Origin of the sequence: Thalassotalea sp. HSM 43 (assembly GCF_004752005.1) — a bacterium.
Taxonomy (GTDB): domain Bacteria; phylum Pseudomonadota; class Gammaproteobacteria; order Enterobacterales; family Alteromonadaceae; genus Thalassotalea_A.
This window is the reverse complement of record NZ_CP038493.1, coordinates 842,392-857,238: the sequence shown is the minus strand read 5'-3', so window position 1 is coordinate 857,238 and position 14,847 is coordinate 842,392. Positions and strand designations below refer to the sequence as shown.

Sequence of the window (14,847 nt, the reverse complement as noted above, 5' to 3'; positions counted from 1 at the left end):
TTGAGATACTGTGGATAATAGTCGCCAACTTGAACATCTTAAATCATTTTGGAGTGGCTCATGCCATTAGCTTTATTCGCTTTGACTCTCAGTGCTTTTGCTATCGGCACAACCGAGTTTGTTATTGTTGGTTTGATACCGACTATCGCCAATGACTTATCCGTCAGTTTACCCTCTGCCGGGTTATTAGTGAGTTTATATGCCTTGGGTGTTGCCATCGGTGCACCGGTGTTAACCGCATTGACCGGACGCTGGAATCGTAAGTATCTATTGATTGCCCTTATGGCGCTGTTTACTTTAGGCAACCTGGTTGCTTGGCAAGCACCTGGATATGAAAGCCTGATTGCCGCAAGGATTTTAACTGGGCTTGCCCATGGTGTGTTCTTTTCGATTGGCTCAACCATTGCCACATCATTAGTGAGCAAAGATAAAGAAGCCAGTGCCATCGCCATTATGTTTACCGGTTTAACGGTCGCCTTAGTTACTGGCGTACCGCTTGGCACATTTATTGGTCAGGAATTTGGTTGGCGAGCAACGTTTCTAGTGGTGTCACTATTGGGTGTTATTGCCATTATCGGCAGCCTGCTCTTGGTGCCAAAGGATTTGAAAAAAGGCCAGTCAGCGAGTTTTAAAGAGCAATTTCAGGTATTAGTTCACCCTAGATTGCTGCTGGTGTACATCATTACAGCTGTTGGCTATGGCGGAACGTTTACGGCATTTACCTATTTGGCACCGATTTTACAGCAAGTCAGTGGCTTCGATGCGTCGATGGTCGGTGTTATCTTACTGGTGTATGGTGTTTCGGTAGCGATTGGTAATATTTACGGTGGCAAACTTGCCGACCGCAAAGGGCCTATATCAGCACTTACCTTTGTGTTTAGCGGCTTAGCATTGGTGTTACTGTTATTAAGTTTTGTTGCGGGTTCAAAACCAGCGGTACTGATCACGGTATTGGTTTGGGGCGCCTTTGCATTTGGTAATGTTCCTGGGTTACAAGTCTATGTAGTGCAATTGGCACAAAAATACACACCTAATGCCGTGGATGTCGCCTCAGGTTTGAATATCGCTGCGTTTAATGTCGGCATTGCCTTAGGATCACTGAGTGGCGGGGTTATTGTTGAAACCGCCCAGCTTACCGATACCGCTTGGGTCGGGTCGATCATTGTCGCTGTGGCGTTAGTTTTAACACGTTTAAGTGGCGCATTGGATAAAAAACAGGCGCAAGACCAACAAATGTCAGTAGCCGTTAATAACTTATCGGTTATCAAGGCAAAGTGTTAGTGACGAGTGCCTGATTACTCTTAATGGCAAATGATGTTCTAATCGGCATCATTTGCTGTTTCTTGTATGGTCACCGTTTTTTAATCAAGCTCATATCTTAAGTTGTTGCTTTGATTACATATTGTTGCAATTTTCATAGCCCGTACGAGGCGAGGGCTAGATTCAAACATCAACATCTTGTTAACCCATGGCCGGTCGTAAATTTCTCATGTGATTATATACTTATAAGATCACTCTTTTTTGACCTGTTTGCATGAAGCTGATTAGGCCTGCATTTTCACTGTTAGTTACCTTAGTATTTGTCCTGTCGATGGCATTGAGAGCCTTCGCAGCTAACGATTTGCCGCCTGAACTCATGGATTGGGCCAATAAGCACCCCATTGTTAACGTTGGTATGGATGCCAATTTCCCACCATTTGATTTTGTCGATGAGCATGGCCAAGTTGAAGGTATAGGCAAAATGGCGCGCTTGTCTCTCAATGAAGTGCTACCCATCACCTTACAAGTCACCTCGCAAACGACTTTCGATCAAGAATACAAAAGCTTAATGCGCGGCGATATTGATGTGTTATCGATATGCGCAAATAGCGAAGAGCGCCAAGGCGAGGTGTTATTTTCAAAACCCATTCAAACGTTTACGCCAATTTTGGCGGTGCGCCAAGACAGTCAGGTGTTTAACGCCAAAAAAGACGGCAAATACCATGCAACATTAGGAGTCGTAAAAGGCTATGCGACTCATGCCAAGGCAGAAGAGTTGGTCGGCGCCAGCAATGTGATCACCACTGATAACATCGAGCAAGGCCTACAGCAAGTGCGCGACGGTAAAATTGATGGCTTTATTTTATACCTATATAGCCTGAACTATTATCAAAAAAGCAATCGAATTGCCGGGCTTAAACCGGTCAGTGTTGAAGGGTTAGAGCCTTTTGCTATTGGCTATTGCATCAATAAAAATTTACCTGAACTGAAAAATATCATTGATTGGGGCATAGACCAATTAGGGGCCGAGCACTTAAGTTCGATGCAACGACAATGGGAGAGTCAATATTTTCAAGAGAAAAAAGATACCAATTTATCCGGTAATTATATCGCCGTAGGAGCCGCGGTACTTGGCATGTTTTTGTTGTATATGGTTTGGCATGTGGCGCGAAAATATACCGATGAAATAGCGCGAAAATTTGGCACCGCGCGCTTTAAAAGTGTGTATGTGCTTCTCGTCTTATTGATATTAGCTATCATGGTGTCCGGTATGTCTTGGTATTTGAGTGAGTTTAGAAAATATTCACAGCAAGAATACGATAAATTGCTATCAATAACGCAAAAAAGTGTGCTTACCAACCTGAAAGGCTGGTATCAGTCGCGTAAACAATTAACCAACTCGGTTAGTGAACTGCCACAATTTATTGAATTAACCGAGCAATTATTGCTTGCCTACGATAGAAAAAGTCTAGAAAACATAACCTTATCTAACAATCAATTGGACCGATTTTTTCGCGAACGACCGTCTACTTACATCTCTGGGCGAGCCGCATTTTTGATCTCAAAGCAAGGCTTAACCTTATACAGTACGGAAAAGGCATTAACGGGCTTAGATCATGCAATCGCTGAACAACGACCAGAGCTTTTTGAGAAAGTGGTTAATGGTCAAAGCCAATTCATTCCTTCGGTGTGGTCAAAAGTCGATATCGATGGCAATTTATCAAAGCAAGATCAAGACGCCGTGGTGTTTGTAGCGACCCCGGTAACCGATATTTGGGGCGAAGTTATTGCCATTATGGCGATGCGATTTGATCCCAAAGGTAACTTTGCCGCATCCTTTACCGATGTCGGTGTAGGCGACACCTTAGAAGCCTATTCAATTGATAGAAAAGGTCGCATGCTAACACAAAGCCGTTTTCTTTCTGACTTATACGATCTGGGGCAACTTGAATACGGCAAGTCGAATATCTTAAACGTTGTCTTACCAAATGGTGAAGACAACACCATGACCCAAAGCGCGTTATATCAAGTCGATACCGAAGACATTGTTGGCTATCGTGACTATCGTGGCAAATTGGTGGTCGGTAAAGCCACTTGGCTTAAAGAAATGAATAACTCGGTAGTGGTCGAAGTCGACATCGACGAAGTCTACAAACGCTATTATCAATTACGCTTTTTGTTTGCCGTTGTGACCATCACCATTGTCATTGTTGTCGCAGCCTTGTCGACCTTTATGTTTATCATATCGCAACGGGCTACAGACATTACTCGTCGCTCACAACAAGAGCTAGAACGTATTATCGATGAAAGAACACAGGAGTTGGTGGCATCAGAGCGCACTAATCGTTCGGTTCTAGGCTCTGTTGCGGATGGTATTTTTGGTATCGATAAGCACGGTGTCTGTCGTATCTTTAATGAATCCGCGTCGAATCTACTTGGCTATCAAGAAGAGGACGTTATAGATCAGCCTTATTACCAACTATTCCACAAGCAAAAAACCAATGGTGACTCGTTAACCGATGACAATAACCCCATTTTAAAAGCGGTGCGTGAAGGCAAAACCATACGCAATCCTATGGCGGTATTTGAGCACAAAAATGGCGAATCGATTCCGGTAGAGTATTCTGTTGCACCGATTAGCGAAGACGACGAGCACAGTGAACTGGCAGCGGTTGTCGCGTTTCAGGATATTTCTGAGCGGTTGGAAGAGAAAAACCGCATTAATACCATACTAGAGTCGATGCCAATTGCGATGTTACTGGTCAATACGGATGATGTTATTGAGCAAATTAATGCCACAACCACGCGCATGTTGGGCTGGGCGGCGGAAGAGCTCGATGGCAAACCATTACACACCATAGTGCCGCACCATCGACGCAAAGAGCACCAGCTGTTCACCCAAGATTATTGGCAAGAGCCTTTTGTGCATCACAGCGGTAATGCCGATGTACCTTTAGATATTTTAACCAAAGATGGCGGCTGCATTGAAGTTGAATCGGTATATACGCCAATCGTACTCGAGGACAAGTCTTATGTGATTGTGTCACTGCGCGATGTGACTCAAGAGAATCAAGCGAAAAAAGCCTTGCTGGAAGCAAAAGTGTTGGCGGATGAAGCCAGTCGCGCCAAATCTGACTTTCTTGCCAATATGAGTCATGAAATTCGTACGCCGATGAATGCAATCATCGGTATGTCTCATTTGGCGTTAGAGCATGAGTTGGACAGCAAGCCAAAAAACTACATTAAAAAAGTGCACAGAGCGGCAGAGTCGTTATTGGGGATCATTAACGATATCCTCGATTTCTCAAAAATCGAGGCTGGCAAACTCGAACTAGAACGTATCGACTTTACCATCGATGACGTTATGGATGATGTGGCGAATATCATTGGTTTTCAGGCCCACGATAAGGGGATCGAATTATTATTTAATATCTCCCCAGATGTGCCGGTGTATTTGAGTGGCGATCCGCTGCGTCTCAATCAAATACTGATTAATTTAGCCAATAATGCGATTAAATTTACCGAACTAGGGCAAATTGTTATCTCCATTAAATTGGTGCCACATCACACCGATAAAGTGCGCTTGCGGTTTGCTGTTCAGGACTCTGGTATTGGCATGTCTCAACAGCAAATGGACAAGTTATTTCAGTCATTTTCACAAGCGGATTCGTCAACTACGCGCAAATACGGTGGTACCGGATTAGGACTGACCATATGCCAAAAGCTGATTCATTTAATGCAAGGCGAGATTTGGGTTGAGTCGGAAGTGGGCAAGGGCAGTGTGTTTTTCTTTGATGTGGTCTTGGATTTGCCGCAAGGTAAATTGGAGCCGAAATTTAGTGAGCAGCAACGTCACTTGTTAACCGGGAAAAAAGTGTTGATTGTCGATGACAATACCATTGCCGCTGAAGTGCTAAGTAATATTATGAGCAGTTTTGGTTGTGACATTCAGGTGGCATACAGTGGTTTGCAAGCCATTGATTTAGTCTCCAATGGTCAAACAGATTTTGATTTTGCCATGATAGATTGGCAAATGCCTGGCTTAGATGGCCTCGATACCGTGGCAAAATTGCAGACCTTATTGTCTGATCAAACCAAGCACTTTGTGTTGATTACTGCCTACGGTAAAGACCAGATAAAAAATCGCGCACAATTGGATCAACAACTGCATATTGATAGCTTTTTAAGTAAACCGGTAACCGCCTCGTCCATATTTGATGAAATGATGCGCTTAATGGGCCAGTCATACATTGCCACAACGCGCAAGCTCGGCAAGGACGAAGCATTGCAGCAAGATTATCGCAAGCTCAATAATGCCAAAGTGTTGTTGGTGGAAGACAATGAGCTTAATCAGGAATTAGCAATCGGTTTATTGCAGCAGGCGAAGATTCGTTATGATGTTGCCGACAATGGTCAACAAGCGGTCGAAATGGCAGCCTTAAATCGTTATGACGGCATATTAATGGATTTGCAAATGCCGGTTATGGATGGGTACACCGCCGCTGGCATTATTCGTCAAGAGCAGCCGGATATGCCTATTATTGCCATGACCGCCAATGCCATGGCTTCCGATAAGGAAAAAGTCTTATCGGCGGGCATGAATGCGCATATTGCCAAACCGATTAACGTCAATGATATGTTCTCTACCATGGCGAAGTGGATCAGCTCACAAGGGCCATTTGCTGTCGAGCCAATTACAGACGTCGGTGAGTCTCAAGCAACTGATGGCGATGATATTGCGCTACAACAACAAGACTTATCTTACGTTAATATTGATAAAGGCTTAGCAACCTGTGCGGGCGATAAAAATTTATACCTGCGTTTGCTGCGCAAATTTGTCGCCAGTCAAAGTGATTTCTATAGTCACTTCAGTGAAGCCTGGGGCGAACATAAATTAAATAAAGCGACACGTTTAGCGCATACCTTAAAAGGCACCGCGGGTAATATCGGCGCCAACTTATTACAGGCTGAAGCCGATAAGCTGGAGACGGCATTAAACGGCAATGCCGGCAACGAAATCATTAGCACCCAATTGCAACAAGTGACCAGCAAGCTGCAGGATGTATTATCGGAGCTGGGGCAACTGCTTAATAGCAGCAAAGTCAAAGATAGCGTTAACGATGATCGCGACGAATCTGCTATCGATATGAGCCAATACAGCCAACAGTTAAATCATTTATTGTCATTGATAGAAGATTTTGAAACCGACGCCACCGATGTCGCTGAAGACTTGCAGCAACAGTTTACTGCCAGCCGTTATGAATTTGCGTTTAAGCGAATATTAACTAGCATAGAAAATTATGACTTTGATAACGCCCACGCATTATTAAAGCAGTTCATTAGTGAAAACCTCGCCAAGGATACTTGATGACAGATAACTCAGCCACCATATTGGTTGTCGATGACAACCCCGCCAACATTGACGTACTCAATGGTATTTTACGCCCTACGTATAAGGTTAAGGCGGCGGTTAACGGTGAGTTGGCGTTAAAAATAGCTCAAGGGCAACCGAAACCTGATCTTATTCTGCTCGATGTTATGATGCCTGGTATGGACGGCCATGAAGTGTGTCGGCGGTTAAAATCAAACCCTCTGACATCGGATATTCCGGTGATTTTTGTCACCGCGAAATCACAAGTGGAGGATGAAGCCATTGGCTTTAAACTCGGCGCGGTTGATTATATTACCAAACCGGTAAGCGTGCCTATTGTTCAGGCCCGGGTGCGAACTCAATTGGCTTTGTATAATCAGCAACGAGAATTAACCCATATGGTGGCTCAACGCACTGCGGAGCTCGAAACCACTCGTGTGGAAATCATTCGTCGCTTAGGGCGTGCGGCAGAATACAAAGACAATGAAACGGGCATGCATGTTATCCGCATGAGTTATTACTCTCGGATGTTGGCGCAAAAGGTACACGCCAATCAGGATTGGGTTGAACTGCTTTTTGATGCCGCGCCAATGCATGATATCGGTAAGATAGGCATTGCCGATGCAATCTTAATGAAACCGGGCAAACTCGACCATGGTGAGCGACAAGAAATGCAGCGACATGTCGAATACGGCGCCGATATTCTCGGTAGCAATGATTCTCCGTTATTATCATTAGCGCGAGAGGTCTGCCTTTATCATCATGAAAAATACGATGGCAGTGGTTATCCACACGGCACCAAAGGTGATGATATTCCATTGAGTGCGCGAATTGTTACCATCGCAGATGTGTTCGATGCGCTAACGTCAGAACGGCCATACAAACAGGCGTGGAGTTATGAGCGAGCGATTGAGTATCTGCAACAAAATGCAGGCAATACATTTGATCCGGCTTTAGTTGTTGCTTTTAGTCAATGTGAGCCGCAAATTAGGCAAATCATGAGCCAATATAATGACGCACACGAGGATGAGATATACGGCAACAACTTATAGTTTTTTGTTATCTTGAGGTGATTTAGCCTTAAGTGAGGCAAAATCGAGCGTTACAGCAACAGAAAAATAATTTTTTTTAAATTTTTTTCACTTTTCCTATTGAAAACATATCCGCCGTCCCCCACTTATCAAATTATCTAAGATGTAACTATTTTTTTCGGAGATCCTCAAGATGGGCAAAATAATTGGTATTGACCTAGGGACAACTAACTCATGTGTTGCTGTACTAGACGGTGACAACGTTCGTGTAATTGAAAATGCAGAAGGTGATCGTACGACCCCTTCAATCATTGCATATACTGCTGAAGGCGAAACTCTTGTTGGTCAGCCAGCTAAACGCCAGGCTGTGACTAACCCTGAGAATACTTTATTTGCTATCAAGCGTCTTATTGGTCGTCGTTTTGAAGACAAAGAAGTTCAGCGTGATATCGACATCATGCCTTTCGGTATCAAAAAAGCCGACAATGGCGATGCTTGGGTTGAAGCGAAAGGCGAAATCATGGCGCCGCCGCAAGTATCAGCTGAAGTTCTTAAGAAAATGAAGAAAACGGCTGAAGACTTTCTTGGTGAAGAAGTAACTGAAGCGGTTATCACTGTTCCTGCTTACTTTAATGACTCTCAACGTCAAGCAACCAAAGATGCAGGTCGTATCGCTGGTTTAGAAGTTAAGCGTATTATCAATGAGCCAACAGCCGCAGCACTTGCTTACGGTATGGACAAACAACAAGGTGAGCGCGTTGTAGCAGTATACGACCTTGGTGGTGGTACATTTGATATTTCAATCATCGAAATTGATGAAGTTGAAGGCGAGCACACGTTTGAAGTTCTAGCGACTAATGGTGATACACACCTTGGTGGTGAAGACTTTGATAACCGCATGATCAACTACCTTGTTGAAGAATTTAAGAAAGATCAAGCGATCGACTTAACTAACGATCCTTTGGCAATGCAGCGTCTTAAAGAAGCGGCAGAAAAAGCCAAATGTGAGCTTTCATCAGCACAACAAACCGATGTTAACTTACCGTACATCACGGCTGATGCAACGGGTCCTAAGCATATGAACATCAAAGTAACTCGTGCCAAGCTAGAGTCTTTGGTTGATGATATGGTTAAAGCAACACTAGAACCATTAAAAATGGCTCTTTCGGATGCGGACTTGTCGACCTCTGATGTAACCGACGTTATTTTGGTTGGTGGTCAAACTCGTATGCCACTAGTACAAAAAACGGTAACAGACTTCTTTGGCAAAGAGCCACGTAAAGACGTAAACCCAGATGAAGCTGTTGCTTCAGGTGCTGCGGTACAAGCTGGTGTTCTTGCTGGTGACGTTACTGACGTATTACTTCTTGACGTTACACCTCTATCTCTTGGTATTGAGACCATGGGTGGCGTAATGACCAAAGTTATTGAGAAAAATACAACGATTCCTACTAAGCAATCGCAAACATTCTCAACCGCTGAAGATAACCAAGCTGCTGTAACAGTTCACGTTGTTCAAGGTGAGCGTAAGCAAGCATCTTTGAATAAGTCTCTTGGTCAATTTAACCTTGAAGGTATTGATTCAGCGCCACGTGGTGTTCCGCAAATCGAAGTTACCTTCGATATCGATGCCGATGGTATCTTGCACGTAACGGCAAAAGATAAAAATACTGGTAAAGAGCAGAAGATCACAATCAAAGCGTCTTCAGGTCTTTCTGATGATGAAGTAGAGCAAATGGTACGTGACGCGGAAGCAAACGCTGATTCTGATGCCAAGTTCGAAGAGCTAGTAAATGCTCGTAACCAAGCTGACGCAATGGCGCACGCAACACGTACGCAAATTACCGAAGCCGGTGACGACTTACCAAGCGAAGATAAAGATAAGATCGAAGCGGCACTAACTGAACTTGAAGAAGCAATCAAAGGCGATGATAAAGACGCCATTGAAGCTAAGTCTCAAGCGGTTATTGAAGCCTCTGCAAAACTTATGGAAATCGCTCAAGCTAAAGCGCAAGCACAAGCTGGTGCAGCTGGCGGTGCTGAGCAAGCTGAACCACAAGCAAACCCTGCTGAAGATGTAGTAGATGCAGAGTTTGAAGAAGTTAAAGACGACAAAAAATAATTAACACCTCGGTTAGTTATTGATATAGAGCGCTGCTGTCAATTTCTGATGTCAGCGCTTTATTATTTTATCTGCAAGCTGAATATTCAGCGGGCCTAAACAGAAGTAAATACAGGTATGTCAAAACGCGATTACTATGAAGTGCTCGAAGTGGCAAAAGATGCCGGCGAGCGCGAAATCAAGAAAGCCTATAAACGTTTGGCGATGAAATATCATCCAGACCGTACCAAAGGCGACAAGGACAAAGAAGAACAGTTCAAGGTCATTAAAGAAGCCTATGAAGTGTTGAATGACTCGCAAAAGCGTGCTGCATATGACCAGTATGGTCATGCTGCTTTTGAACAAGGCGGCATGGGCGGCGGTGGCTTTGGCGGCGGTGCTGACTTTGGCGATATCTTTGGCGACGTATTTGGTGACATATTTGGCGGTGGTCGCGGTGGCCGTGGTGGTCAGTCTCGTGCCCGTCGTGGTTCTGACTTACGTTACAATCTTGATATGACATTGGAAGAAGCGGTTCGCGGTAAAACCGTTGAGCTTAAAGTGCCAACCTATGTCAATTGTGAACCATGTGACGGATCGGGTGCTAAGAAAGGTTCTTCAGCGACGACCTGTCAAACCTGTCATGGTCATGGCCAAGTGCAAATGCGCCAGGGCTTGTTTGCGGTACAGCAAACTTGTCCAACGTGTTCTGGACGAGGCAAGGTGATCAAAGACCCGTGTAATTCATGTCATGGCCAAGGCCGTGTGCAGAAAACCAAAACCTTATCGGCAAAAGTACCAGCTGGTGTGGATACGGGTGACAGAATTCGTTTATCAGGCGAAGGCGAAGCCGGTGAAATGGGCGCTCCAGCCGGAGACTTATATGTACAAGTCAATGTTCGAGATCACGATATTTTTGTTCGTGATGAGAATAACCTGTACTGTGAAGTGCCAATCAGCTTTACTACAGCGGCGCTTGGTGGCGACATTGAAGTACCAACTCTTGATGGTAAAGTAAAACTGAAAATTCCTCGTGAGACGCAAACCGGTAAGCTATTCCGTATGCGTGGCAAAGGGGTTAAGTCGGTGCGCAGTTCGGCAACCGGTGATTTATTGTGTAAGGTCGTCATTGAGACCCCTGTGAACCTTAACAGTGAACAAACCGAGCTATTGGAAAAGCTGCAAGAGAGCATGGGTGAAGGCGCCGATGCGGCTAAATACCGACCAAAAGAGCAGGGCTTTTTTGACGGTGTGAAAAAATTCTTTGATTCGCTAAAATAAGCGTGTAACTGATTGAAAAGGCTGCGATTGCAGCCTTTTTTGTCACTATTTTTAGGCACACTCTTGCTTCAGGAGGTTGACCCTTTCGCCGCAATGACCTTCATGGAAGTAGGGAATGCCGAAAATGCAGAAGCAATTTTCTGTGACGATGAATATGTATAGAAAACTGAGGCGTAATGGCTAGATTAAAGCAAACATACCCAGCCGATGGATTTTTTGCGATCGGTATTTTTAACAATAAGGAACAAGTTAATCTTGGTACCTTATGGCGCAGTGCGTATATACTTGGCGCCTCATTTATTTTTACCGTGGGCAGTAAGTATAAAAAGCAAGGCACGGATGTGGTCAATGCTTGGCAAAAAATTCCATTGTTTCACTATCGGGACATGGATGATCTTATCACTCACTTACCCTATGACACACGCTTGGTTGGGGTAGAACTTGATGACAAAGCGATTGATATGATCGACTATCAACATCCATTTCGCTGTGTCTATTTACTCGGTAATGAACAATCGGGCTTACCAAGCGAGGCACTTGCTCGTTGTCATGAGTTGGTAAAATTACCGGGAAATTACAGCCTAAACGTTTCGGTTGCCGGCTCTATTGTTTTGTATGACAGACTAGCAAAACAGTAAATTTTTCAGTAACGTAACAGATAAATTTAAACTAAACTTAAGCTAACTATTTAGGCGCATTTAAGCTGTATTGAACTTTATCGTTTAAAAGCTAATCAAACATTATGCGCTGACATTATTGCTGACCAAATGTTTAATCAAATTGGTATCATCAGTTTTCACTGAGGCAAATTATGAACAGAAAAATTTTAGTCGTATTGTTCTCTACACTGCTTGCAAACACGGCAATGGCAGGTATGGAAGAAGCGGTAGAGATGATGAATCGCGGTGACTTTATCGCTGCGGTAGAAGAGTTAAAACCTATGGTTGATTTGGGCCACCCACAGGCCTTGTACCATCAGGCAACGATGTACGAACGTGGCTTGGGTGTTAAGAAAAGTCAAACCAAAGCGTTTGAGTTATACCAAAGAGCTGCGAAACGCGGTATTCCTGAAGCACAGTTTAATATCGCACAAATGTACCTTGAAGGTCGTGGCACCATAGTGGATAAGCGCCAAGGCTTTGAATATACCAAGAGAGCAGCAGATAAAGGTTTAGCTGCGGCCCAATTTAATTTGGCCTTGATGTATCAAGAAGGCGTTAATACCACGCAAAATTATGTCAAAGCGGCAACGTGGTATGAAGATGCCGCAATGCAAAATTATGCCTTGGCACAGTTTAATCTAGCGATTTTGTACTATGACGGCAAAGGGGTGTCTAAGAATGTGGAGCAATCCTACATTTGGAACCGTATCGCCGCCTACAATGGCTACGGACCGGCAGAGCAAAGCATGGATATGGATGCGCAAGGCTTGTCCCGTGATCAAATAAAGCGTTGCCGAGCCCGAGCCGATGAGCTGTACCTAAAAATTGCGCCAAAAATTGATGAATATAAACCTTATAGTTGGAATCAATAACGAGCCTGACGAATGAGTAAACACCTATTTGTCTATGGTAGCCTGTGCCCAGGTCAGTCTAATGAACATATATTGACAGCGATCGGTGGCCGCTATGAAAAGGCAAAAGTCAAAGGTCATTTATATCAACAAGGCTGGGGTGCTTGGCTAGGTTATCCTGGCATAGTCTTAGACAAAGAAGCCGAGCCCGTCTCGGGCTATTTGTTTATCTCTGATAATTTACCGAGCAGTTGGACTTTGCTTGATGACTTTGAAGGCGAGGGCTATAAGCGTGTTGAAACCGAGGTGTTAACCGAGCAGGGGCGTATCGTTAAAGCGTTTGTCTACCAGCTAAAATTTGAACAATAAAAAAGCCGCGAAAGCGGCTTTTTTATTGTTCATAATCGCAGTATTAACTGCTGGCGTTAATAAAGCCCTTGGCTTTCATCAAAATACCTTCACCATCAATCAACAACTCTTTATGGATCTCGGGTTGTGTACCGTGCTTGATAAACTCATCAGGCAAACCAATGTTTAATACTTTATTTGTGTAGCCTTTGCTTATTAGGTATTCATTCACCGCCGAACCTGCGCCGCCGGCAATGGCATTGTCTTCGATGGTGATGATGTATTCATGCTCTGCCACTAATTGATCGATTAAGGCGGTATCAAGTGGCTTAACGAAGCGCATATCGGCAACCGTGGCGTTAAGTTCATCGGCGGCATACTGACCCGCTTGCAACATGGTGCCAAACGATAGTATCGCTAATCTGTCACCTTGGCGACGAATAACGCCTTTACCGATTTCAATCACTTGCTGCAAATCTGGGAGTTCGACACCGACTGCGTTACCACGAGGGTAGCGAACTGCGGCAGGACCACTGTGCTTATGACCTGTGGTCAACATCAATCGACATTCTGCTTCATCCGACGGACACATGATCACCATGTTAGGTACACAACGCATAAAACTTAAATCGTATGCACCTTGATGCGTCGGACCATCGGCGCCAACAATACCGGCGCGATCGATGGCAAACAAAACCGGTAAGTTTTGAATGGCGACATCGTGGATCAATTGATCATAGGCACGTTGTAAGAAGCTTGAGTAAATGGCAACAATGGCGTTGTTGCCACCTATTGCCAAACCTGCACCAAATGTCACTGCATGCTGTTCAGCTATGGCAACGTCAAAGTATTTGTCTGGAAAACGCTGACTGAATTCCACCATGCCAGAGCCTTCACGCATCGCCGGGGTAATGGCGACTAATTTGTCGTCTTGTTCGGCCATGTCACATAACCAGTCACCAAATATTTTTGAATAGGTTGGCAGACTTGGTGGACTCTTTGGCAGAGACTGACTGGCAGGATCAAACTTAGGTACGGCGTGGTATTTGATCGGGTCTTGCTCAGCTTGCTCGTAACCTTTACCTTTTTTGGTGACCACATGCAAAATCTGTGGACCTTTAAGGCTTTTCATATTGCGTATGGTGTCAACCAAACCGTCAACATCATGACCGTCAATCGGGCCAATGTAGTTAAAACCTAACTCTTCGAAAAACGTTGATGGCACCACCATACCTTTGAGGTGCTCTTCGGCTCGTGATGCCAATTCTTTGATTGGCGGAATGGAATTAAGAATTCGTTTTGAGCTTTCGCGTAAACCGGTATACAAACTGCCGGACAATAATTTCGCCAAATGGTTGTTTAATGCACCAACGTTTTCAGAGATACTCATCTCGTTGTCGTTTAGCACAATCAACATATCTTTGTGGATATCGCCACCGTGGTTTAATGCTTCAAAAGCCATACCTGCGGTCATTGCGCCATCACCGATCACGGCAACGGTTTGACGACCTTTACCTTCTTTTTCCGCGGCAACCGTCATACCAAGGGCGGCGGATATTGAAGTACTCGAATGACCGACGCTTAACACATCGTAATCGCTTTCTTCACGCCACGGAAACGGGTGTAAACCATCTTTTTGACGAATGGTATGCAATTGATCGCGACGACCGGTTAGGATTTTATGAGGGTAGGCTTGATGACCCACATCCCAAACAACGTTATCAAACGGTGTTTCGTAAACATAATGCAGGGCGACGGTTAACTCTATCGCACCGAGGCCCGAAGCAAAGTGACCACTGCTCTTACTAACAGAGTTTAGTAAGTAGCTACGCAATTCATCACTGATCTGCTTAAGTTTCTCCTGAGGGTAATCTCTCAGTTGACTTGGTTCGTCAATGGTTGCCAATAATGGGTAGTCAGACAATTCTATAGTCATAGTAAT

At 44.4% G+C, this 14,847-nt stretch carries 9 protein-coding genes; 8 read left to right on the top strand and 1 reads right to left on the bottom strand.

From position 1 onward, the window contains the following. Positions 1-60 precede the first annotated feature (60 nt). From E2K93_RS03555 to E2K93_RS03520, 8 genes are all read left to right on the top strand, one after another. Entirely contained in the window at positions 61-1,281 is a 1,221-nt protein-coding gene (locus E2K93_RS03555; protein WP_135437772.1) for an MFS transporter, read from the top strand. A gap of 253 nt (positions 1,282-1,534) precedes the next feature. After that, positions 1,535-6,628 (top strand): response regulator, encoded by a 5,094-nt coding sequence (locus E2K93_RS03550; RefSeq protein ID WP_135437771.1) that lies wholly within the window; start codon positions 1,535-1,537, stop codon positions 6,626-6,628. Beyond that, entirely contained in the window at positions 6,628-7,683 is a 1,056-nt protein-coding gene (locus E2K93_RS03545; RefSeq protein WP_135437770.1) for a response regulator, read from the top strand. Before E2K93_RS03550 ends, E2K93_RS03545 begins: the two co-directional genes overlap by 1 nt. Positions 7,684-7,855: 172 nt before the next feature. Then, positions 7,856-9,784 (top strand): molecular chaperone DnaK, encoded by a 1,929-nt coding sequence (gene dnaK / locus E2K93_RS03540; protein ID WP_135437769.1) that lies wholly within the window; start codon positions 7,856-7,858, stop codon positions 9,782-9,784. A gap of 117 nt (positions 9,785-9,901) precedes the next feature. Next, a complete protein-coding gene (gene dnaJ / locus E2K93_RS03535) occupies positions 9,902-11,044 on the top strand; it encodes a molecular chaperone DnaJ (RefSeq protein WP_135437768.1) in 1,143 nt (380 codons plus the stop codon). Between the two features lie 176 nt (positions 11,045-11,220). Continuing rightward, positions 11,221-11,682, top strand: a complete 462-nt coding sequence (locus tag E2K93_RS03530; protein WP_135437767.1) for an RNA methyltransferase — start codon at positions 11,221-11,223, stop codon at positions 11,680-11,682. Positions 11,683-11,855: 173 nt separating this feature from the next. Then, a complete protein-coding gene (locus E2K93_RS03525; protein WP_135437766.1) occupies positions 11,856-12,578 on the top strand; it encodes a tetratricopeptide repeat protein in 723 nt (240 codons plus the stop codon). Between the two features lie 12 nt (positions 12,579-12,590). Next, positions 12,591-12,926 (top strand): gamma-glutamylcyclotransferase family protein, encoded by a 336-nt coding sequence (locus E2K93_RS03520; RefSeq protein ID WP_135437765.1) that lies wholly within the window; start codon positions 12,591-12,593, stop codon positions 12,924-12,926. A 43-nt stretch (positions 12,927-12,969) separates the two neighbouring features. Here E2K93_RS03520 and dxs read toward each other — a convergent pair whose 3' ends face one another. Further along, positions 12,970-14,841 (bottom strand): 1-deoxy-D-xylulose-5-phosphate synthase, encoded by a 1,872-nt coding sequence (gene dxs / locus E2K93_RS03515; RefSeq protein ID WP_135437764.1) that lies wholly within the window; start codon positions 14,839-14,841, stop codon positions 12,970-12,972. Between the last annotated feature and the right edge of the window lie 6 nt (positions 14,842-14,847).